Genomic DNA, 20824 nt, shown 5'->3' with positions numbered 1-20824 from the left:
TCCTCCTAGTAAGAAGCGGTGATGATGCTTAGTGGTTGGTAATGAGCTTGCTCAAGAAGTCCTTGGCACGCGCACTTTGGGGGTTTGTGAAGAATTCTTCCGGGGTGGCCTGTTCGACAATCTGCCCGTCGGCCATGAAGATCACCCGATCCGCTGCCTTGCGGGCAAATCCCATCTCGTGGGTCACGACGAGCATGGTCATGCCTTCGCGGGCCAGCGACACCATGGTGTCCAGAACTTCGTTGATCATTTCCGGGTCCAGCGCACTGGTTGGTTCGTCGAAGAGCATGACTTTCGGCTTCATTGCCAGTGCACGGGCAATGGCGACACGCTGCTGCTGGCCGCCGGAGAGCTGCGCCGGGAGCTTGGCCGATTGGTTTGCCACACCCACCCGTTCCAACAGCTGCATGGCAAGCTTGTCAGCCGCCGACTTTTTTATGCCCTTGACCTTGATGGGACCGAGGGTCACATTTTCAAGAATCGTCTTGTGAGCGAAGAGGTTGAATGACTGGAAGACCATGCCGACATCTGCACGCAGCCGTGCCAGTGCCTTGCCTTCTTCGGGAAGGGTTTTGCCATCGATGGTGATGGTTCCTTCGTCGATGGTTTCCAATCGATTGATGGCTCGGCACAGGGTCGATTTGCCCGAGCCGGAAGGTCCCAAGATCACGACGACCTCGCCTTTGGCGACATCCAGATTGATGTCGTTCAAGACGTGAAGCGTCCCATAGTGCTTATTGACCCCAGCCAGACGGACAATTGGCCCGCCTGAAGATGCTTCTGCCTGATGATCGCTGTTCATGGCTTAGACAATACTTGATGTGACCTGCGCAACGCGAGACTTCTAGCAGGTCACAGTGAGTTGTTATGAAATTGTTCCGTAATCAAGACTTCGTACTTGACCTGAAATCATCGATTCAACGGATAGAGTGAAGTTATGGTTCATAAGCGAAAGAGTGAAGAAAACGCTCATGACGGACGCAAGCTGCATATAGAGGCCAGCTGGCCCGGGAAGAAGCCCGAAAACCAGCTGGACCACTACTTGCTGGAGAGCCCTCAAGAGGACGTCACTCATACCGATGTCTGGCGCGTATTACGCATTCAATCCGAATTCGTTTCCGGCTTTGGTTCAATGTCCGACACCGGACCAGCCGTTGCCGTGTTCGGATCCGCCCGGACCGACGTCGACAGCCCGTATTACAAACAGGCCTACCGCATCGGCCAGCGTCTTGCGGAAGCCGGGGTCACCACGATCACCGGAGGCGGCCCGGGAGCCATGGAAGCTGCGAACATGGGCGCGGCGGATAAGGATGGGTTGTCAGTAGGGCTTGGCATCGAACTTCCCTTTGAAACCGGGTTGAACACATGGGTTAACAAGGGGATGAACTTCCGCTACTTCTTCGTGCGCAAAACCATGTTTGTGAAGTACTCCCAGGGCTTCATTGTGCTTCCCGGCGGATTCGGAACGCTCGACGAGCTCTTCGAAGCATTGACCTTGGTGCAGACCAAGAAGATTACCTCATTCCCCATTGTTCTGGTGGGCACCGAGTATTGGGGCGGCTTGGTCCAGTGGCTGAGAAACACCGTGGCGACGCAGCGCTGCATCTCTCCCGAAGATCTTGATCTCTTCACGCTGACCGACGATCCCGACGAAGCGGTGGATATCGTATTCAAAGCGATGAACGAGGCGGCTGCCGAACGACTAGCAGGCAGATAATACTGTGCCATTCTTACTTATTGTTCTCGCCCTGCTGGTGATCGGCGCCGCCGCGTTGCTGCTCACCCGGCACCAAAAAATCAGCGACTCGGGTCGGCATTTCGAGGTGGTCTCGGAACCGATTGTGGGCCTGGCGGAGCCTCAGGCTTCCCTGCCGCCGGTACTGCTGCCGGAACATCCTCGGGCAGCCGACATCGAGCGAGTGAAGTTCTCACTGGGCCTGAGGGGCTATCGCTGCGACCAGGTCGACGATACCTTGGACGTGCTTTCCGCGGAGATCACCCGACTCGAAAATGAAATTCGTGAGCTGAGTTCACGGCGTGTGATTAGCGACACTGATCAAAATTAGCAATAATAAGAGGTAAGTGGTCCCTACTCAGAGACATAATAAGATTGAAGTAGAACCAGGCAATAGATTGTTCGCGTAGTAAATTTATGCGCTGCGTACAATCGATAGACGAAGGGAATAGCTTACATGGCTGCGATGAAGCCACGCACGGGCGACGGTCCAATGGAAGTCACCAAGGAAGGGCGAAGCCTGATTTTGCGTCTGCCAATCGATGGCGGTGGACGTCTTGTCGTTGAATTGAACAACGATGAAGCGACCGAACTGCGCAATTGCCTGGTTGAGGTTACCGACTAGCTATGATCCTCAGCCCAGTTCAAGGGCTGCACCATTAAGGACCGACGATCGTCGGTCCTTTTTGTTTGCCCCATGCTACCGGCGGACGCCCGCTGGCAACAGCGAAGCGACGAAGAGCCCCTGCTCGCTGGGAAGCAGGTGAGTGATGAGGCGCGGATCTTCACGCAGCATCCGCAATGCATCGCGAGTAGCGACGGTCGAAGCTTGGCGCACCGCTGGCTTCGGTAATTTGTGATGGTCGAAGGCATTGTTCACGATGATGACCCCGGAAGGGCCAATCAGCCGCTTGGCCTCGGCCACATATTCAAGCAGCAGCTCTCCGCCAGCATCGATGAGCACCATGTCGTAGGCGTGATCCGCGAGGCGTGCTAAGACGTTCTCCGCACGTTCATGAATAATTCGCGCCTGAGCTGAAGGGACGCCGGCCTCGCGCAGACCTTGGCGCATGGCGTTGGCATGTTCAAGGCTGGACTCGATTGCTGTCAGCGTGGACTCACGTCCCAGCACCTCAAGCATCGCCAAGGAAGCAACGCCTACCCCCGAACCGATTTCAACGATGTTCTTCGGCCTGTGCAGGGTGCACAGTAGCTGCAGCATTGATCGTCCCGCAGGATCGATGCACTGAACCCCCAAATCTGCTGAACGTTCACGGAGGGGTGCGACAGATTCCTTCTCATGAACCTGGGTCTGGCTAAAGCTCCAGGACGCAAGAAGATCTGAATTCATCGAAGGCATTGAGGATAAGTCCTTGAAATCGTGCGTAACGGGACACATCAATCGTACTTCGGTTCGTCGCAAAGGCGTGGTTGCTAACCGCTGCGCAGGCGATTCTTAGCTGTAACTCAGCTTGGACGAACATAATTTAAGTGTGAACAGCACACGAAATGGCTCAACTGCCACCCTGACGCACCCGGAAACCACCGTGCCGTCGTGGGATCAGATGGTTAATGAACACGGTGGACAGGTATTCAGGTTGGCCTACCGGCTGACCGGCAACCGCCAAGACGCCGAAGACCTATCCCAAGAGGCCTTCGTTCGTGCATTCAACGCCCTGGACGGTTACACCCCTGGAACGATGGGCGGGTGGCTGCACCGCATCACCACTAACCTTTTCCTGGATCAGGCGCGGCGCAAGAGCAAGATCCGCTTCGATCGTTTCGCCGAAGGTGCAGAAGATCGGATGCCCGGTACCGCCCCTTCTCCCGAACGCTACTTTGAATTCAACAACCTTGATGTCGATGTGCAGGCGGCGCTGAAGGCACTGAGTCCAGAATTCCGCGCGGCCATCGTCTTGTGCGATCTTGAAGGCTTCTCATATGAGGAAGTTTCACAAATCCTTGATGTGAAATTAGGTACCGTCCGCTCGCGTATCCACCGCGGCCGCGCGATGCTCCGGGATGCACTGGCGCACCGGAATCCTGCGATTCGGGCACCGAAAACCACTTCATTGCCGCTGCTGCCGCTCGGCCGACGTGTTGCTGCACAGGGGTAGTATTTCGACGCGCTGAGGCGTTCCGGCTTAGCCTGTTTGATTTGGACAAGGTAATCTTAATTACGTGGATTTTCTAGGTATAAATGGTGGCGAGTTTATTATTCTCGCCATCCTCGCGGTAGTCATTCTTGGCCCCGAGAAACTTCCCGAGTATGCCAAAAAACTGGCGAATTTGGTTAAAGAAGTTCGCCGCATGGCCAATGGTGCCAAGGAGCAACTGCGTGAAGAAGTCGGCGACGAGGTCGCCGACATGGATTGGCGCAAGCTTGACCCACGGCAATACGATCCGCGACGCATCATCAAAGAAGCGCTCGTTGACGATTTTGACGACGCTTTGAATGCAGCCAAGGGCAAGCCCGAGCCGGCGCCGGTGCGCACAGCCATTGCGACTCAAGCTTTGACCCAGGCTCCACTGGCGGTCAACGAGGCTGCGCCCTTTGACAATGAGGCCACCTAGAATCTGCCTCCACACTTAAATACAGGAAAATCCCGTCCACGTGGACGGGATTTTCCTGTATTAAGATCTGCCAGCTACACCGAAAGGGGTAGTGAACGTCCGGCCAATCCGCGGGGTTGACTTCCCAATCGGGCGGCCAGATCCTGCAGCGCCTGCGCCGCCGGAGCCACGGAGTTGCTCAGGACCACGGGCAAGCCCTGATCTGAACCCACGCGCACCGACTCTTCCAATGGAAGCTGGGCAAGCAACTGCACCGGGTAGCCCAGCTGCGCGCTGAGAGACTCACTGAGCTTCTCTCCTCCGCCGGAACCGAAGACTTCCATGCGCGAACCATCCGGAAGCTGCAGGTAGCTCATGTTTTCCACGACGCCGATGACCTTTTGCTTGGTCTGCAGCGCAATGGTCCCCGCACGCTCTGCCACCTCGGTGGCGGTCGACTGAGGGGTGGTGATGACCAGCAGTTCGCTATTGGGCAGCAGCTGGGAGACTGAAATCGCCATGTCTCCGGTGCCAGGTGGAAGGTCGAGGAACAAAAAGTCTAGATCGCCGAAGTAGACATCCGAAAGGAACTGCTCCAGGGAGCGATGCAGCATCGGACCTCGCCAGATCACCGGCTGATTAGAATCCAAGAACATGCCGATGGAAATGACCTTGACCCCGTGGGCCACCGGAGGCAGGATCATGTCGTCCACCCGTGTGGGCTTCTGGGTGATGCCCATCAGCGAGGGGATGGAGAAGCCGTGTACATCCGCGTCGATCAATCCCACCTTCAGGCCCTGGGCGGCCAGCGCGGTGGCTAGGTTCGCGGTGATCGAAGATTTGCCCACGCCGCCCTTGCCACTGGCCACGGCGATGACGCGGGTGAGCGAGGCGGGGTCGGAGAAGGGGGTGCGGCGGCTTGCCAGCTGCTCGCGCAGTGCTGCCCGCTGGTGCGGATCCATGACACCCAATTCCACCGTGACCTGCTCGACGCCGTCTAGTTCAAGCAGTGCCTCGCGCACATCGTTCTCGATGGTTGTGCGCAGGGGGCATCCGGCCACCGTCAGCAGGATCTTGGCCGCCGCGGTGGAATCCTGCACGTCGACATCCGCCACCATGCCCAGCTCGGTAATGGGCTTGCGAAGTTCGGGGTCGATGACCGAGTTCAGCGCCTGAATCAGCCGGTCATGGGAAATCTGCTCAGCTGCGCTCACTTCTGGTCATTCTTTCGATTAGTACCTTGGCCAGGCTGCACCACTTCGATCAGCCCGGTCTGCGGAGTACCGCCCTTGTTCTTACGTTTAGCCCGGAGGTTCAGCTCTTCACCGTCGGCTGTTTCCAGCAGCTCTTCCAAAACATTGCGCAGCTCGGAGCGGACATAGTCGCGGGTGGCTACATCGCGCAGTGCCAGGCGCAGGCCCGCAAGCTCACGGGTGAGGTATTCGGTGTCCGAAAGATTGCGTTCGGCGCGGGCCCGGTCTTCGGTCAGGGCCACACGGTCACGGTCGTCCTGACGGTTCTGCGCGAGCAGCAACAGCGGCGCGGCGTAGGAAGCCTGCAGGGAGAGCATCAGGGTCAAGGCGGTGAAACCGATGGTCGCATCGTCGAAGCGCCACTGTACCGGGGCGTAGGTATTCCAGATCAGCCAGAAGGCACAGAACACCGTCATGTAGAGCAGGAACTGCGGGGTGCCCATGAACCGGGCGAACTTCTCGGTGGTGGACCCGAAGGCGTCCGGGTCGGGGGAGAACTTCGGCCAGAAGCGTTTACGGGCTGCAAGGGGAGTGTCCAAGCCACTAGTCTTGCGCTGTTCAGCCATACCGGTGAACTCCTTTGCTGCTGTTCTCTGCATTGCATGCCCCGCACCTGGGCAGGGAGGGCGAACCGCTAGCGCGGTTCGAAAGTTTTAGGCGTCCTGGGAACGCCAATCGTCGGGAAGGATGTGATCGAGCACGTCGTCAACCGTGATGGCGCCGACCAGCCGGCCTTCCTTGTTGGTTACCCCAACGCTGGTGAGGTTGTAGGTGGCCAGGTGGCGGACCACTTCTTGAATGTCTGCAAGATCTGACATCGGCTCCAGCTCGGTATCCAAGATGTCGCCCAAGGGATTGGGAGGGGCCGTACGCAGCAGCGCCTGAATATGGACCTGGCCCAGGTAGCGGCCGGTCGGGGTTTCCAGGGGCGGGCGAACCACAAAGACGGTTGATGCCAGCGCGGGGGAGAGTTCCTCCAGGCGCACGGAGGCCAGGGCTTCCGCCACGGTGGATTCAGGGGTGAGGATCACCGGGACGGGTGTCATGATCGAACCGGCGGTGCCTTCCGGATAGGCCAGCAGTCGGCGTACGTCCTTCGCCTCGTCCTCGTCCATCAAATCCAGCAGTTGGTGCTTGGTTTCCTCGGACACCTCGGCCAAAAGGTCGGCGGCGTCGTCCGGATCCATTTCCTCCAGCACGTCGGCGGCGCGTTCCAGGCCCAGCGCGGAGAGGATCTGTACCTGTTCGCGGTCGGGGAGTTCCTGAAGCACATCTGCCAGTCGCTCATCTTGCAGGTGCGCGGCAATTTCAAGACGGCGCTTTTCATTCATTTCATGCAGGGCGTCGGCGAAGTCGGCGGCCTTCATGTCATCGTGGGTGGCCACGAAGGTATCTGCCGCCTGCGGTTCGCTGCGCTGGCCGTGGCGGATGTCATCCCAAGACACCAAAACCTTGTCGCGTTTGCGGCTGCGCAGGCCCAGCAGCGAGGTGCTGGCCTCGCCGCGCTGGACGTAGTACTCGTTGATCTCCCAGTCGCCGCGGCGAGTCTGGGTCAGGCCGATGTCTTCGATGACGCCCTTGCCGCTGCCGTCCACGAAGGTGATGACGCGGTCGAACATTTCGGCAACGATCAGGGTCTCCTGGCCGCGCTGCTGGAAACGGCGCATATTCACCAGGCCGGAACAGATGATCTGTGTGGACTCCATGGACTGGATGCGGGTCATCGGAACGAAGACTCGGCGTTTTCCGGGGACTTCCACCACCAAACCGACACAGGCAGGGGCTTTCTTGGGGCCGCGGGAGACCACCACGACGTCGCGTAAGCGTCCTAGGCGGTCGCCCAAGGGGTCGAAGACGTCAAGCCCGAGCAGACGGGCGACGAAGATTTTAGACACTTGAGCGCTCACCCTTCTAGGTTATCGTGCACAGCCGATAGTTGCGGTGCGCAGGGACACATGATGCCAAGGTTTCTTTCGCCCACAGTGATCCCGGCTTCACAACTGGGCGCAATCACAGCAATCCAATGCACAATATAAGTATGACCTCGCCACAAGGAGTAAATTCGATCAGCGCCAACGGACTGCCACGCGGTGAGCTGTTGGGTCGCTACACCAGTTACCTCGACGCCCAGAAGCTTGTCGACTACCTTGCCGACAACGACTTCCCGGTGGCTTCGGTGACCATCGTCGGCAATGACGTTCGCACGGTTGAACGCGTGACTGCCAAGCTCTCCTATCCGAAGGTTGCCTTGGCCGGCGCCGCACAGGGTGCCATGATGGGCCTGTTCGTCGGCCTTCTCATGTCCTTGTTTACCGGCGGCAACAACGGTGTCTACCAGATTCTTTCGGCCGTCGGTCTGGGCATGGCCATCTGGATGATCGCCGGGGTGATCAGCTACTCCACCCGTCGAGGCAAGCGCGACTTCGCTTCCTCCAGCCAATTCGTCGCCACCAGCTTTGACGTAGTGGTCGATTTTGAGCACGCGCAGGCCGCCCGCACGCTGGCTTCCCAGCTGCCGATGCGCCCGCAGCAGCCGATGCCGAGCGCACCGGTGCAGCAGCCGATGGCGCAGCAGGCGCCGGCACAACCGGCCGCCCCGGCGCAGGGGACCGCCGCTCCGGCGCAGCCCGAAGCGAAGAAGGACGGCCCGAACGGCCAGTTCCCCGACCTGCCGGACGGCCGCCCGCGTTACGGAGTCCGCGTGGAGACCACCCCTGCCGAAGCCCCGGAGGCCAAGCCTGCTCAGCCTGCTCAGCCTGCTCAGGAGGGCGCAGCCCAGGACAACCAGGCGCGGCCCGCCCCGAATCTTGCCCAGGAAGAACCAACCGTCAGCCAGCCGGCCTCCGCGCCGTCAGCCCCGGCAGATGCCCCGGAACAGGCCGAGACAAAGGATGAGCAGGGCAACAAGGACGCCTAGCTTCCCTTCCGCAGATTCACGACCAGCCCAGGCCCTCAGCAGATTGCTGAGGGCCTGGGCTGTATCTACTGCGTGGCGCGATTAAACAGGCAACGGCCGGCCACCCGTGCTGGGTGGCCGACCGTTGCCTGCGGCTGGAAGCTGCTGCTAGCCGCGCAGCTGTGCCATCCATGCCTCGACGTCGTCCGCCGTGCGCGGCAGGGCTGCGCTGAGCGACTCGGCGCCGTCGGCAGTGACCAGGATGTCATCCTCGATGCGCACGCCGATGCCGCGGTACTCTTCGGGGATCGCTAGATCTTCCTTCTTGAAGTACAGGCCCGGCTCGATGGTGAAGACCATGCCCTCTTCCAGCACCGAATCTAGGTACAGCTCGCTGCGCGCCTGGGCGCAGTCGTGCACGTCGAGGCCCAGGTGGTGGCTGGTGCCGTGCGGCATCCAGCGGCGGTGCTGCTGGCCTTCGGGATCCATCGCTTCCTCTACAGATACCGGCAGGATGCCCCACTCGGACAGGCGCTCGGCCAGTACGCGGGTGGCGATCTGGTGCAGGTCGCGGAACTTCAGGCCCGGCTTGACCGCGGCGAAGGTGGCGTCGGCTGCGTCGAGCACGGCTTCGTAGACGCGGCGCTGGACCTCGGTGTACTTGCCGGAAACTGGGATGGAGCGGGTGATATCAGCGGTGTACAGCGAGTCTGCCTCCACGCCGGCATCCAGCAGCAGCACCTCGCCCTCGTTGACGGCACCGTTGTTGCGGATCCAGTGCAGGATCGTGGCGTTGTTGCCCGAGGCGGCGATGGTGTCATAGCCCAGGTCGTTGCCTTCAAGGCGGGCGCGGGCGAAGAATGCACCCTCGACGACGCGTTCTCCGCGTTCGTGGGCGACGGCCTTGTCCAGGCTGCGTACTACGTCCTCGAAGCCCACGATGGTGGCGTTGACCGATTTGCGCAGCTCTGCCACCTCATAGGCGTCCTTGATCAGGCGCAGTTCGGAGACGAATTCGGAGAGCTGGTTGTCCAGCGCGTCGGATGCCTCAAGGTCCTGGCTGGTGTTGATGCGCGAGGTGTCGACCAGCGCCTCGACGTTCAAATCCACCGCGCGCAGCAGGCGGATGCGGGTGCCGCCCAGGGCCTGCGGGCCGGAGTTCTTGGTGATCGCAAGTTCCAGCTGCTCCAGGGATTCGGTGGGCATGCCGGTGCGGGCGGACATGGTGCTCAGGGTAGGGCGCGGGCCCACCCAGAATTCGCCGGAGCGGGAATCAAGGTAGAAGTCCGAGCTGTCGCGGCCGGCCATCGGTGCGAAGTACAAGGTGGCTGCATGGTTGCTGCCGCCGTCGCCCGCGCCGTCGTCGGTTGGCTCCAGGATCAACACCGCGTCGGGCTCGTGGTCAACGCCCAGGCCGGTGAGGTGCGCGAAGGCCGAATGGGGGCGGAAGCGGTAGTCGGTGTCATTCGAGCGGACCTTCAGCGGGCCGGCGGGGATGACCAGACGTTCGCCCGGGAAAGCCGAGGACAGCTTGGCGCGGCGGGCTGCTGCATAGCTTGCTGCCGGGTCTTCGGCGGGAAGCTGGGAGGTATCAGCGGCCCATGAGGAGGCCATGAACTGCTTGAAAGATTCAGAGGTAGGACGCTGGGAACGGTTATTCACTCGGTCTTCCAATGGCTGGTCGCTGCCCGAAGGCGATGAAACTTGATTGGTCATAGCTTCCAGTGTGTCACCATCTGCTGTATGCCGCCAAAGAATCAGCGCTCAGGATAACCTAGAGTATGCGTATCGACCTGCACACTCATTCAAATGTCTCCGACGGCACGGAAACACCAGCCCAGCTGATCGCCGCCGCCGCGGCGGCCGGCCTGGATGTAGTTGCATTGACCGATCACGATCAGACCAGCGGCTGGGAGCAGGCACGAGATGCTGCGAAGCGGCTTGGCATTGGCTTCGTCCCCGGCATGGAAATCACCTGCCAGGATCAGCACGGGATCAGCGTCCACCTGCTGTCATACCTGCAGGATCCCAATTACCAGCTGTTGTTGGACGAACTTGAAATTTCCCGCAATTCTCGCATTGTGCGCGCCCAGCGCATCGTCGAACGACTCGCGGAAGACTATCCGATTTCCTGGGACCTGGTGGCGGCGCACTGCCAGCCGGGAGCCACCGTGGGCCGCCCCCATATTGCCGACGCCCTGGTATCTGCGGGAGTCGTCGCGCACCGCAATGAGGCCTTTGCCAATATGCTCTCTTCCCGCTCGCGCTACTATGTGTCGCATCCGGCGATTTCACCCGCCAAGGCGGTGCGGCTGGTGCGCGCCGCCGGCGGCGTACCGGTGTTCGCCCATCCCAAGGCATCCCTGCGTGGTCGGGTCGTCCCCGACTCGACCTTTCACGAGATGATCGAGGCGGGTCTGGGCGGGGTCGAGGTGCATCACCGGGACAACACCGAGGCGGGCAAGAACGAGCTGCTTGAACTGGCCGAGCGCTTCGATTTGATTGTCACCGGATCATCGGACTACCACGGCACCGGAAAGCTCAATCGGCTCGGTGAGAATCTCACCGAGCCGAAGATGCTTGAACGGATTGTGGAGCAGGGAACCGGAAGCCGGGCCCTGCTCTAGGATTCGATGTACCTTGTGCCCTCAGGCAGGCGCTGGCGCATGACCTCGATGGCTTCAGGATTCTGGTCGATCAGCACAAAGTTGCGGCCGAGCTTCGCGGCCACTGCACCCGTGGTGCCCGAGCCGGCAAAGAAATCGAGCACCCAGTCGTTTTGGCGCGAGGACGCTGTGACGATCCGGCGCAGGATGCCCTCGGGCTTCTGCGTCGGATATCCCGTCTTTTCCTTACCGGTGGGGGAGACGATGGTATGCCACCAAACGTCGGTGGGCAGCTTGCCCTTGGCCCGTTTTTCCTCGGTGACAAGCCCCGGGGCCATATACGGCTCCCTATCGACCTCCGCCGAATCAAAGTGGTACTTCTTCGGATTCTTCACATACACCAAGATGGTGTCGTGCTTTGAAGGCCAGCGGCTCTTGGCGCGTCCACCGTAGTCGTAGGCCCAGATCAGTTCGTTCAGGAAGCAATCGCGGCCGAAGATCTGATCGAGCAGCACCTTGACGTAGTGCACCTCGCGGTAATCGAGGTGCACATACAGGGTGCCGTCCTCTGCCAACAACCGGTGGGCATGGAGCAGCCGCGGTTCAATAAAGCTCAGGTAGTCGTCAAAGCTGTCATGGTAGGAACGCTCCAAGCCGAGTTCGGTGGTGTAGCTGCGGCCCTTGAAACCCACATGGGTTCCCTCGCCCTCCTCGGCACGCACCATGGTGCGCTCCGAACGGGTCTGCTTGCGTTTGGTGTTAAACGGCGGATCCACGTAGATCAAGGTGAAGCTTTGATCCGGGAGGGCGGAAAGGACAGACATATTATCGCCAAAGAACACAGTGTTCTCTTCAGCCGGGGACGACACCGAGGGTTCAGCGCCGTCTTCCGGTGAAGACAACGGTGGATCTTGGGGTTGAACAAGCACCGTAGGGACTCGATCCTTTCAAAAATACGGATGGGGACGCAGGCTAGTCCTGCGCTCCGCCTTCGGTGCTGCGGGTGCGTCGGCGGGGACGGCGTCGGCGTGCTTGCGCCGAACCCTCTTCAGCTGAGCCCGACTGTTCGCCCGAACGGTGGGATTCGCGGTGGCGCTCGGCCTCGCGGGCCGGGCGGTCCTGCTTACCCTTCGAGTGTCCGTGGCGGTCGCCGCCCTGCGTTGAAGCATCCTCACGGTTCTGCTTCTCACCGTTCACGGTGCGGGTGCGGCTGCGCGAGTTGTTGCGGCGGCGCGGGGTGCGCTGGGAGGACTCGCGCGGCGAGCCGTCGCCCTCCGCGGCGGCGCTCTTCTTGGCGCGCGGCAGGCGTCCCTTGGTGCCCTTCGGGATCTCAAGGTCAGCGAAGAAATGCGGCGATGAGGAGTAGGTCTCCACCGGATCCGGCACGTTCAGGCCCAGGGCCTTGTTGATCAGCGACCAGCGCGGCACATCGTCCCAGTCCACCAGGGTCACCGCGGTGCCGGTGTTGCCGGCGCGGCCGGTACGGCCGACGCGGTGCAGGTAGGTGTTCTCATCGTCGGGGCACTGCAGGTTCACCACGTGGGTGACGTCGTCCACGTCGATGCCGCGGGCCGCCACATCGGTGGCTACCAGGATCTCGACCTTGCCGGAGCGGAAGGCCTTCAGCGCCTGTTCGCGCGCACCCTGGCCGAGGTCGCCGTGCAGCGAGCCGGCGTTGAAGCCGCGGTCCACCAGTTCATCGGAGAGCTTGGCCGCCGAACGCTTGGTCTGGGTGAAGATGATGGTCTTGCCGCGGCCCTCGGCCTGCAGCAGGCGGGCCACCATCTCGTCCTTGTCCAGGTTGTGCGCGCGGTAGACCAGCTGGCGGATGTTGCGCTTGGTCAGTGAGCCGTCGTCCTCCGGATCCTGCGCGCGGATGTGCGTCGGGCGGGACATGTAGCGGCGGGCCATGGTGATCACGGCGCCCGGCATGGTGGCGGAGAAGAGCATTGCCTGGCGTACCGGGGGCAGCGCTGCAAGGATGCGCTCCACGTCGGGCAGGAAGCCCAGATCCAGCATTTCGTCGGCCTCGTCAAGAACCACGGTGCGCACCTGCTTCAGGTTGAGCATGCGCTGGCGGTTCAGGTCGATCAAACGCCCCGGGGTGCCCACGACCACATCGGTGCCGGCCTTCAAGGCCGCGATCTGCTCGTCGTAGGGGCGGCCGCCGTAGATGGTGGTGATGCGAATGCCCGAATGCTTTGAAGCCACAGCAAGGTCGGCGCCGACCTGGATGGCCAGTTCGCGCGTTGGGGCAACGATCAGCGCCTGCGGGGCTCCCGGGTGTTCGAGGCCTTCGTAGCCGGCATCGCCCTCGCGGATCACGCGCTGCAGGGCGGGTATGCCGAAGCCGAGGGTCTTGCCCGTGCCGGTCTTGGCCTGGCCGATGATGTCGTTGCCGCCCAGGGCCACCGGAAGGGTCAGCGCCTGGATCGGGAAGGGGTATTCAATTCCCGCTTCGAGCAGGGAAGCGACGATGTCTTCGCGGACATTGAGGTCTGCAAAGCTCTGCTGCGGCGCCTGGGTGGCGGTGTTCTCATCGGGGGTATCGGCAGCATCTGCCGTTAGCGTCGTTTCGCTCACGATCTCTGAGTTCTCATTTCGTTGTGGCACCGGGCCTCATAGCCTGCGGTGCGGGTCCAGCGGAGCCGATCGCTTTGTGCACGCAACGCGCCTGATTCGGTGGACGTCGCTTGAAGATGACCGCTGGGAAGTCATCAGGTAACTGGTCGTTATATCAGCCCTGTGCGATCGGGCATCCTATTTAGTGATAATGACAGCATAACTGGTTCAGCTTGAAATCAACTGTTCGTCAGTTCGAAGCCACAACTTCGAAATGAATTTTTCTTCTCTTGGGATCAGCCAGAACAAGCTTCACCTTCACCAACGTTCCCGGCTCGCCCGCACCCGTGAAGCTGCCGGTGATCGGCTCGCTGACCAACTGCAACTGCCCTGCTTTGGATTTGCCGTTGCCCGTGGTTGAATCGCCGTTGGCCGCTGAACCTGAAAGCACGATCGCCTCGAACTGTTCGCCGACGCGGTGCTGCATGGTGTACGCCTCAAGCAGGTCAACAGCAGCTCGACTGGCTCGGTTGGCTGCGGCGGAGCTTGCTCGCATGAGTTCTGGCAGCTCGGCCATGGCGCTGCGCAGCTGTCCGGGGATCGGCGTCCCGGTGGAGATGAGATGGCAGGTGAGCAGCGCGAATCTATCGATCAGGCGGCGCAGCGGGGCGGTGGTGTGCGTATAGGGAGCGGCCAATGCCGCCTGAATGAGCTCTGCTTCATCTTGACCGTTGATGATTTGATAGTCGGCCCCGCGGAACAGCGAAGCCGCCCGATGCATGATGACAAGCTGTTTTGGATCCTCCAGCTCCAGGGCGTGCAGGTATTCGCCGTAGCTGAGGTCTTGAGGCCACGGGCGTCCGAGCAGGGAGGCCTGCACACGGAAGGCTTCTTGATCCTTGGGATCCGGCGCTGGCATGGTGCGCAGGATACCCACACCAGCGGCAAGCATGAGCCGGGCGGCGCCGATGCCGGTCACCAAAGAGATCTGTGCGTTGAATTCTTCCAACGGCAGGGGCGTGCGGCTCACGAGCTTATAGCCCTGACCGTCTGGTTCGATTTCCTGATCCGGCAGGCTCAGCGACGCCCCGCCGCGCAGGCGTTCCTGGGTGAGGCGTGCGGTGCCGATTTCCGCCAACAGCGCTAGCTGTTCGCCGCCACGGTTCGCATCGAATTGCGCCTGAGCCGATTCATAATCCAATTGGGCCCGTGAACGAATCGTAGTACGGGTCAGCTCGACCCTGTCCAGGGAGCCGTCTGGATCCAACCAGATTTTCCAGTGAAATGCCCTGCGCAGCTTTTCGGGAAGCAGGGAGCCTTGGTCTTCGGAAATCAGCGGGGGATAGAGCGTGATTTTGCGCTGCGGCAAATAAAAGGTCTGGCCGCGCCGGCGCGAGACCTCATCGAGGATGCCGCCCAATTCAACAAATGCAGGGACGTCGGCGATTGCGTAGTGGACCAGGTACCCCGAATCGGTCCGTTCCAGATACATCGCCTGGTCGAGATCGGTGGCGCCGAGCGGGTCAATGGTGAAGAAGGGGATATCGGTGTCGTCGTTCTCGGGCAGCTCAAGGTCTTCGACAGCCCGTTCCGCTGCGTGAAGTGCTTCTGCTGCAAAGTCTGCGGGCACATCAAACTCTGCCTCAAGTTCGTGCAGTAGCGCCGCAAGGTCCGGGGTGGGGACGTTCTGCGGACGACGAATGCTTCGTTCGATCATCTGCCTCCTGCCTTTCAGCCAACGCGATACCTCTACGGTTTAGGTGGAACCCCAAGCACCAGCACTCTAGCGCTTGGCAGATGCACCGGTGAGCTTGAGCTTATCGCAGGATCCGGCGGCTCATGAGGTAACAACGAAGGAATCCTCGAGCTGTTCAGCTTCGTAGGCACTAAAAAAGTGATCGGCTGATGACCACCGGTCGGTGGTCATCAGCCGATGACTCTTGTCTGTATTGCGGCAGCTGCTGCTACTGTGCGAAGCCGACGCGGCGGACCTCTTCGGGACCGACCTCAACGTAGGCGATGCCTGCGGCTGGGATAAGAACTTCGCGGCCCTTTGGATCCTTGAGCGAGAGTACCGAACCCTCGGCAATAGCCTTGGCAACCTGTTCGTTGACTTCTGCGTTGCTCAGCTCGGACTCTAGTACGACTTCGCGGGCAACATTCGCAATGCCAATGCGGATTTCCATAATTCTTGGTGATCCTCTCCAAAGATGCTGCGCCCTGCTTCGAGGGCTCTCTGTCTTTAACTTAGCTACTTTTCCTTGGGGAACTGAGAAATTCCGCGCCAAGCTAAACGGGAAATCAAATCCACCGCAGTGTGCTGGTCCACCGCGTCGTCGGTGGTGGCCCAGTAGCGTGCCGATACCTGCGAGAGGCCAGCCAGTGCACGACCGGCGAGCAGCCCCTCCTCCTCGTTCAGGTCGGTGTCCTCAACCACCACGCGCGAGATCGACGTCGCCAAGTTGTTGTTGAACTCTTCGATGCGGGCAGCGATCAGCGGATCGGAAAGTACATCCGATTCGAAGATCAGCCGGTAGGCCTGGGATTCGCTCTTGATGTACCGGTAGTACGTGTTGATGGTGGCGAAGACGCGCTGTCGGTTGTCGCTGGTGGAGCGGATTGCGTCATCGAGTTGCTTGCTGAAATCTGCAAGGTGGGAATCGAGCAGCGCCAGGTAGAGCTCGCGTTTGCCCGGGAAGTGCTGATAGAGCACTGGCTTGGATACCTTGGCAACCTCGGCGATTTCATCCATCGATGCCCCGTGGTAGCCGTTGGCTACAAAAACTTGATGGGCTGCTTGTAGAAGCTGTCGGCGACGCGCTTCTCGTGGCATCCGTTGTGTGCGTTTGCCTTTGAGCGTTTCTATTTCACCCATGACGTCTACGACCTTTCCACCTGCTTCGCGGCCCCGTCCACGTCATCTTGCATTTCGCGGATTACGGGGCCTACTTGCAAGTAGTATTCCACGCTTCACGAATAATGTGGAATTCGTCACGAAAGTTTCGTGGAAGGCTACGCGGACCGGGTCTCTGCGTCGGCTGGGCATTCGGCGGGCAGGGGCGCCGCCTTGGGCTCTTCGGGCTCGTTCAGTTCCAAGCCGTACAGGGTTTCAAGGGCAGCGACATAGTCAGCGGTACGTCCCTCGGCCGCCAATTCGCGGGCGCGCATGGTGGGGATGTGCAGCAGCTGGCGCATCATGCGCCGCATGGCAAGTTCAACTTCTTCAGCGGCGGCGGTGCAGCCGTGCTGCGCCCGGACCTTGGCAACTTCGGCATCCAAGACCGCCTTGGTGTGCTGGCGCAGGGCGACGATGGCGAAGTCTGCCTCGCGTTCGCGCTGTGCATTGGAGAACTCTTTGGCCGCTTTCTTCACGATCCGGCTTGCGGCGTGAACCGCCAGCGCCTGATCGGTGGGGGCCGCCATGCGCACCGACTCAAGGGTAATCAGGTTGACGTCGGCCATTTCCACGAGCGCCGGGTCGAAGTCATGGGACAGGGCCATGTCGATGGCCACCAGTGGATGGTTCTTCACCCTGACCTGTTCAAGGAAGCTGCGGTCAAGGCGGTGTCCGCCGCCGGAACAGCCAACGATGATGTCGGCCTCGCGCAGGGCCTGGGGGAGCAGCTCTTCGGTCAGTGGAAAGCCGCCGCGCTTGGCGGTGAATTCGGCCGCGCGTCCGGAGCTGGAATAGACCGAGATGCGCTCGACGCCGCGCTCCTTGAGCAGGGCCATGGTGGCTCCGGCGTAGGATCCGGTGCCGAAGAGCACAACGTCCTGTTCGGCCCAGGCGGTGTTTTCGTCGGTCAGTTCTTCGGCGAGGTCGAGCGCCACTGCAACGACCGACTTGCCCTGGGATCCTAGGTTGGTATTGGTGCCCACGTCCTTGGCGGCGCGGGTGGCGTTTTGGAAGAGTCTGGTCAGGCCGCTGGTGGTGGTTTTTTCCTGTTGAGCCTGGGTCAGCGCCCGGCGGACCTGTCCGGCGATTTCACGTTCGCCGACTACCGCCGAATCAAGTCCGGCACCCACCGAGAACAGGTGCTCGATGACCGAGTCGCCTTCCAGCGCGGTGAGCTGCCGAGCCAGGAAATCTGCCTGCAGATCTGCACTGTCTGCGAGCTGGTTGACCAGGTGCGCGGCGGCATCCTCGACGTTCTCGACGTCTGCGTACACCTCAAAACGGTTGCAGGTAGCCAACACGACCGCGCCGTTGATGGCGGTCGAGTCGTTAACGGAGGCAGCGGCCAGCCCGCTGGCCGAGGCGCTAATTTGTGCCACGGTCTCAAGGTCGAGCTGCGAATGCGATGCGACAAGAGAAAAGAAAACCACAATGTCCCAAGAATAATCTTCTATGGGTTGTAAAACAACGCAGGTTTGCCTAAGACAGCAGGTCTGAGAGGGGTCATATGGCTCACCATTGCGTGAACAAGTTGGCGTCAAATGGGCTTTTGCGAGCAACAGTTGGCAGAATTGAAGCATGACTCTGTCGCAGAACCATCCGATGATCGATGGACGTACCCAAGATTCCGCGTTGATCCAGGCCTTGACCGGCCGCAAGCCGTCCCACCACCCGGTGTGGTTTATGCGTCAGGCAGGCCGTTCCCTGCCCGAGTACATGAAGCTGCGCGAAGGTGTGAGCATGCTTGATTCATGCCTGGACCCAGCCATGGCAAGTGAGATTACTCTCCAGCCGGTGCGGCGTCACAAGGTCGACGCGGGCATCTTCTTCTCCGACATTGTGATCCCGCTGCGTCTTGCGGGCATCGGCGTAGACATCGTCCCGGGAGTTGGCCCGGTGCTCGACACCCCGATCCGCACCAAGGAACAGGTGGCGAACCTTCCAGAGCTGACCGATGAGTCGCTGGAACCGATCCGCCAGGCGGTGGCATTGACGGTCGCCGAACTGGGCAGCACCCCGCTGATCGGTTTTGCCGGCGCGCCGTTCACCGTGGCCGCCTACATGGTGGAGGGCAAGCCAAGCCGCGACCACCTGGGCCCGCGCACCATGATGCACACCGACCCCAAGGTCTGGGACGGATTGATGAAATGGGCCGCCGACGCGTCGGGCAAGTTCCTGCGCGCACAGGTAGAGGCCGGGGCCTCCGCCGCACAGCTCTTCGACTCCTGGGCCGGTTCGCTCTCGCTGCCCGACTACCAGAAGTACGTCGCACCCTATTCATCGCGCGCGCTGGACTTCGTCCGCGAGCTCGGCGTACCGCTGATCCACTTCGGCACCGGCACCGGCGAGCTGCTCACCGCGATGCGCGACGTGGGTGTGGACACCGTGGGCGTCGACTACCGGATCCCGCTGGACACCGCCATCGAACGACTGGGCACCGGTGTGTCGGTGCAGGGAAATATCGACCCGGCGCTGCTTGCCGCACCGTGGGAGGTGCTCGAAGCCCATGTGCGCCAGGTGGTTGCCGCCGGTGAAGGTGCGCGCGGCCATGTGGTGAACCTGGGCCACGGAGTTCCGCCGACCACTGACCCCGCGGTGCTGACCAAGGTGGTCGAGCTCATTCATTCGCTGTAGGACCAGCGGACTAAGCTAGGAACTACAGGCAGCAACAAAAACTCAAAGGTAGAAGGTGCATCGGTACGTGATCAAGGACCAGCGCAGCGAAAACCAGCCGGCGGCGGAATCCCAGGCCCCTGGGCCGAAGGTCCGCAGAGACATTGCCACGGATGCTGCGGCACATGCACTGCGGCTGCTTGAGAAGGTGCGTGCAGCCACCGAGGCACAGGTGCACAAGCGCGCCGCCGCCAAGCAGTCGGAGGCCATAGCGCCCCACGCGATTGTCATCGGCGGCGGCGTGGCAGGACTGGTGGCGGCCCGCGACCTGCGCCAAACCGGCTACCGGGTGACGGTGCTGGAAGCCGCCGACAGCTTCGGCGGGTGCGTGCGCCGCACCGAGGTGGACGGTCTGCTTCTCGACGCCGGGGCGGAGTCCTTCGCGGTCCGCGGCGGCAGCGTCGCCAACTACCTCGACGAGCTCGACCTGGGCGAAGCGATCGTACAGACCTCCGGTGAGCGCGCCTGGCTGATCCACGCGGAGAACGACAAGCTGCTGGCCAACCCGCTGCCCGCCACCGCGCTGCTGGGCATCCCCGGCACCGTGCGCACCGATGAGGTGCGCAATATCATCGGACGCGCCGCCACCGTCCGCGCCGCCGCCGACCTGATCACCCCGATGAGCAGGAAATGGGCTACCGAAAAACTGTCGCTGGCCGAAGTGGTGCGTTCACGCATGGGCCAGGCGGTGCTTGACGAGTTGGTGGCCCCGGTGGTCAACGGCGTATATTCCACGGACCCGGCGCAGATCGATATCGACGCCGCCGCGCCGGGACTGCGCGAGGCCATGCAGAAAACCGGCTCCCTGGCCCGTGCCGTGACCGCGCTGCAGGATTCGGCCCCGGCCGGCTCCCGCGTGGCGGGCCTTGACGGCGGCATGTACACGCTGATCGAAGCCTTGACCGGACGGTTGAGCAAGGCAGGGGTGCTGCTGGTGCGCAACTCGCCGGTCACCTCGATCACCCGCGATAAGGCTGCGGCGCAGCCGTTCACCGTGCACACCCTGGGCCAGGAGCTCAAGGCCGACCGGGTGGTCATCGCCACCGAGGCGCAGCCGGCCCTTGCGCTGCTCAATCCACTGCTCGGCGAAGTGAAGCAGATCGCCGCCGAGAACCAGTCCAACGCGATCGCCCTAGCCATCCTGGTGGTTGACAAGCCGGAGCTTGACGACGCTCCGCGCGGTTCGGGGGTACTGGTGGCCCGCAACGCACCGGTGCACGCCAAGGCGCTGACCCATTCAAGTGCTAAATGGCCGTGGTTGGGGGAGCAGAGCGGACCGGGAACTCACGTGGTGCGCCTGTCCTACGGCCGCATCGGCGAAGCGGACGAACTGGTAGCCGGCGGGGACGACGCGGCACTGATCGAGGAGGCTATCAAAGACGCCTCAAAGATTCTGGGTGTTCAATTGCAGCCGGAGGACGTCCTGGGCAGCGCGGTCTCGCGCTTCAGCGACATGGTTCCGCTGCAGGGAACTGCGGCAGTCGAACGCCGCAGCCAGGTCCGCGCCGCAACCGCAGAAATTCACGGCCTCGACGTGGTTGGTGCCTGGTTGGCAGGCACCGGGCTGGCTCGGGTCATCAACCACGCCCGCGGTGCGGTAGCCATCAGCGCCAGCTAAAGACTTTAAGACCGAATTCAGATCAATTGATC

Annotated in this window: 21 protein-coding genes; 9 read left to right on the top strand and 12 right to left on the bottom strand. The window is 61.5% G+C overall.

Annotated features, from left to right (window positions below):
- Nucleotides 1-28 precede the first annotated feature (28 nt).
- Entirely contained in the window at nucleotides 29-802 is a 774-nt protein-coding gene (locus tag RUH64_RS07925; RefSeq protein WP_396275998.1) for an amino acid ABC transporter ATP-binding protein, read from the bottom strand.
- A gap of 135 nt (nucleotides 803-937) precedes the next feature.
- Between RUH64_RS07925 and RUH64_RS07920 the strand changes: the two genes are divergently transcribed.
- From RUH64_RS07920 to RUH64_RS07910, 3 genes are all read left to right on the top strand, one after another.
- Nucleotides 938-1717 carry a TIGR00730 family Rossman fold protein gene (locus RUH64_RS07920; protein ID WP_313812663.1) on the top strand — a complete coding sequence of 260 codons (780 nt, stop codon included), beginning with the start codon at nucleotides 938-940 and terminating at the stop codon, nucleotides 1715-1717.
- 4 nt (nucleotides 1718-1721) lie between these two features.
- Nucleotides 1722-2066, top strand: coding sequence for a DivIVA domain-containing protein (locus RUH64_RS07915; RefSeq protein WP_313812661.1), 345 nt, complete (start codon nucleotides 1722-1724; stop codon nucleotides 2064-2066).
- 126 nt (nucleotides 2067-2192) lie between these two features.
- The gene (locus RUH64_RS07910; RefSeq protein ID WP_313812659.1) at nucleotides 2193-2360 is read left to right on the top strand and encodes a DUF3117 domain-containing protein; all 168 of its coding nucleotides are present in this window, start codon (nucleotides 2193-2195) and stop codon (nucleotides 2358-2360) included.
- Nucleotides 2361-2435: 75 nt separating this feature from the next.
- Here RUH64_RS07910 and RUH64_RS07905 read toward each other — a convergent pair whose 3' ends face one another.
- Nucleotides 2436-3095: a class I SAM-dependent methyltransferase gene (locus tag RUH64_RS07905; protein WP_313812656.1), complete on the bottom strand. Its 660-nt coding sequence runs from the start codon at nucleotides 3093-3095 to the stop codon at nucleotides 2436-2438.
- A 133-nt stretch (nucleotides 3096-3228) separates the two neighbouring features.
- On the opposite strand from RUH64_RS07905, the gene sigE reads away from it, so the two are divergent.
- The gene (sigE, locus tag RUH64_RS07900) at nucleotides 3229-3852 is read left to right on the top strand and encodes an RNA polymerase sigma factor SigE (RefSeq protein WP_313812655.1); all 624 of its coding nucleotides are present in this window, start codon (nucleotides 3229-3231) and stop codon (nucleotides 3850-3852) included.
- 64 nt (nucleotides 3853-3916) lie between these two features.
- Complete coding sequence (locus RUH64_RS07895) at nucleotides 3917-4309, top strand: sec-independent translocase (protein WP_313812653.1); 393 nt, start codon at nucleotides 3917-3919, stop codon at nucleotides 4307-4309.
- A gap of 74 nt (nucleotides 4310-4383) precedes the next feature.
- Here the strand turns inward: RUH64_RS07895 and RUH64_RS07890 are convergent, their stop codons facing one another.
- From RUH64_RS07890 to RUH64_RS07880, 3 genes are all read right to left on the bottom strand, one after another.
- Nucleotides 4384-5502, bottom strand: coding sequence for a P-loop NTPase (locus RUH64_RS07890; protein ID WP_313812652.1), 1119 nt, complete (start codon nucleotides 5500-5502; stop codon nucleotides 4384-4386).
- Nucleotides 5499-6107, bottom strand: a complete 609-nt coding sequence (locus tag RUH64_RS07885; RefSeq protein WP_313812650.1) for a DUF1003 domain-containing protein — start codon at nucleotides 6105-6107, stop codon at nucleotides 5499-5501. Before RUH64_RS07885 ends, RUH64_RS07890 begins: the two co-directional genes overlap by 4 nt.
- Before the next feature lie 87 nt (nucleotides 6108-6194).
- Nucleotides 6195-7448 (bottom strand): magnesium transporter MgtE N-terminal domain-containing protein, encoded by a 1254-nt coding sequence (locus tag RUH64_RS07880; protein ID WP_313812649.1) that lies wholly within the window; start codon nucleotides 7446-7448, stop codon nucleotides 6195-6197.
- 131 nt (nucleotides 7449-7579) lie between these two features.
- On the opposite strand from RUH64_RS07880, the gene RUH64_RS07875 reads away from it, so the two are divergent.
- Nucleotides 7580-8458, top strand: a complete 879-nt coding sequence (locus tag RUH64_RS07875; RefSeq protein ID WP_313812648.1) for a general stress protein — start codon at nucleotides 7580-7582, stop codon at nucleotides 8456-8458.
- 147 nt (nucleotides 8459-8605) lie between these two features.
- Here RUH64_RS07875 and RUH64_RS07870 read toward each other — a convergent pair whose 3' ends face one another.
- On the bottom strand, nucleotides 8606-10153 hold the full coding sequence (locus RUH64_RS07870) for an aminopeptidase P family protein (RefSeq protein WP_313812647.1): 1548 nt from the start codon (nucleotides 10151-10153) through the stop codon (nucleotides 8606-8608).
- 65 nt (nucleotides 10154-10218) lie between these two features.
- Between RUH64_RS07870 and RUH64_RS07865 the strand changes: the two genes are divergently transcribed.
- Nucleotides 10219-11064, top strand: coding sequence for a PHP domain-containing protein (locus RUH64_RS07865; protein WP_313812646.1), 846 nt, complete (start codon nucleotides 10219-10221; stop codon nucleotides 11062-11064).
- Here the strand turns inward: RUH64_RS07865 and RUH64_RS07860 are convergent.
- The 6 genes from RUH64_RS07860 to RUH64_RS07835 form a co-directional block, all read right to left on the bottom strand.
- On the bottom strand, nucleotides 11061-11867 hold the full coding sequence (locus tag RUH64_RS07860) for a site-specific DNA-methyltransferase (protein WP_313812644.1): 807 nt from the start codon (nucleotides 11865-11867) through the stop codon (nucleotides 11061-11063). The two genes, RUH64_RS07865 and RUH64_RS07860, sit on opposite strands and share 4 nt — an antisense overlap.
- Nucleotides 11868-12015: 148 nt before the next feature.
- Entirely contained in the window at nucleotides 12016-13626 is a 1611-nt protein-coding gene (locus RUH64_RS07855; RefSeq protein ID WP_313812643.1) for a DEAD/DEAH box helicase, read from the bottom strand.
- 229 nt (nucleotides 13627-13855) lie between these two features.
- On the bottom strand, nucleotides 13856-15322 hold the full coding sequence (locus tag RUH64_RS07850; protein ID WP_313812642.1) for an RNB domain-containing ribonuclease: 1467 nt from the start codon (nucleotides 15320-15322) through the stop codon (nucleotides 13856-13858).
- 247 nt (nucleotides 15323-15569) lie between these two features.
- On the bottom strand, nucleotides 15570-15791 hold the full coding sequence (locus RUH64_RS07845) for a DUF3107 domain-containing protein (protein WP_313812641.1): 222 nt from the start codon (nucleotides 15789-15791) through the stop codon (nucleotides 15570-15572).
- Nucleotides 15792-15856: 65 nt separating this feature from the next.
- Nucleotides 15857-16480 carry a TetR/AcrR family transcriptional regulator gene (locus tag RUH64_RS07840; RefSeq protein WP_313812640.1) on the bottom strand — a complete coding sequence of 208 codons (624 nt, stop codon included), beginning with the start codon at nucleotides 16478-16480 and terminating at the stop codon, nucleotides 15857-15859.
- Between the two features lie 137 nt (nucleotides 16481-16617).
- Nucleotides 16618-17931 (bottom strand): glutamyl-tRNA reductase, encoded by a 1314-nt coding sequence (locus RUH64_RS07835; RefSeq protein WP_313812639.1) that lies wholly within the window; start codon nucleotides 17929-17931, stop codon nucleotides 16618-16620.
- Nucleotides 17932-18079: 148 nt separating this feature from the next.
- Between RUH64_RS07835 and hemE the strand changes: the two genes are divergently transcribed.
- On the top strand, nucleotides 18080-19135 hold the full coding sequence (gene hemE / locus RUH64_RS07830; protein ID WP_313812638.1) for a uroporphyrinogen decarboxylase: 1056 nt from the start codon (nucleotides 18080-18082) through the stop codon (nucleotides 19133-19135).
- A 67-nt stretch (nucleotides 19136-19202) separates the two neighbouring features.
- Nucleotides 19203-20792 (top strand): protoporphyrinogen oxidase, encoded by a 1590-nt coding sequence (gene hemG / locus RUH64_RS07825; protein ID WP_313812637.1) that lies wholly within the window; start codon nucleotides 19203-19205, stop codon nucleotides 20790-20792.
- Nucleotides 20793-20824: the final 32 nt, after the last annotated feature.

Source organism: Glutamicibacter sp. (assembly GCF_032154645.1).
Classification (GTDB): Bacteria; Actinomycetota; Actinomycetes; order Actinomycetales; family Micrococcaceae; genus Glutamicibacter.
The sequence above is the reverse complement of the archived record's forward strand: the minus strand, read 5'-3'. Positions and strand labels throughout refer to the sequence as shown.

Excerpts from the sequence above, each read along its gene's own strand:
- RUH64_RS07925 (WP_396275998.1), bottom strand. The coding sequence starts at position 802 with ATGAACAGCGATCATCAGGCAGAAGCATCTTCAGGCGGGCCAATTGTC.
- RUH64_RS07920 (WP_313812663.1), top strand. The coding sequence starts at position 938 with ATGGTTCATAAGCGAAAGAGTGAAGAAAACGCTCATGACGGACGCAAG.
- RUH64_RS07910 (WP_313812659.1), top strand. The coding sequence starts at position 2,193 with ATGGCTGCGATGAAGCCACGCACGGGCGACGGTCCAATGGAAGTCACC.
- RUH64_RS07905 (WP_313812656.1), bottom strand. The coding sequence starts at position 3,095 with ATGCCTTCGATGAATTCAGATCTTCTTGCGTCCTGGAGCTTTAGCCAG.
- RUH64_RS07885 (WP_313812650.1), bottom strand. The coding sequence starts at position 6,107 with ATGGCTGAACAGCGCAAGACTAGTGGCTTGGACACTCCCCTTGCAGCC.
- RUH64_RS07875 (WP_313812648.1), top strand. The coding sequence starts at position 7,580 with ATGACCTCGCCACAAGGAGTAAATTCGATCAGCGCCAACGGACTGCCA.
- RUH64_RS07870 (WP_313812647.1), bottom strand. The coding sequence starts at position 10,153 with ATGACCAATCAAGTTTCATCGCCTTCGGGCAGCGACCAGCCATTGGAA.
- RUH64_RS07865 (WP_313812646.1), top strand. The coding sequence starts at position 10,219 with ATGCGTATCGACCTGCACACTCATTCAAATGTCTCCGACGGCACGGAA.
- RUH64_RS07860 (WP_313812644.1), bottom strand. The coding sequence starts at position 11,867 with ATGTCTGTCCTTTCCGCCCTCCCGGATCAAAGCTTCACCTTGATCTAC.
- RUH64_RS07850 (WP_313812642.1), bottom strand. The coding sequence starts at position 15,322 with ATGATCGAACGAAGCATTCGTCGTCCGCAGAACGTCCCCACCCCGGAC.
- RUH64_RS07845 (WP_313812641.1), bottom strand. The coding sequence starts at position 15,791 with ATGGAAATCCGCATTGGCATTGCGAATGTTGCCCGCGAAGTCGTACTA.
- RUH64_RS07840 (WP_313812640.1), bottom strand. The coding sequence starts at position 16,480 with ATGGGTGAAATAGAAACGCTCAAAGGCAAACGCACACAACGGATGCCA.
- hemE (WP_313812638.1), top strand. The coding sequence starts at position 18,080 with ATGACTCTGTCGCAGAACCATCCGATGATCGATGGACGTACCCAAGAT.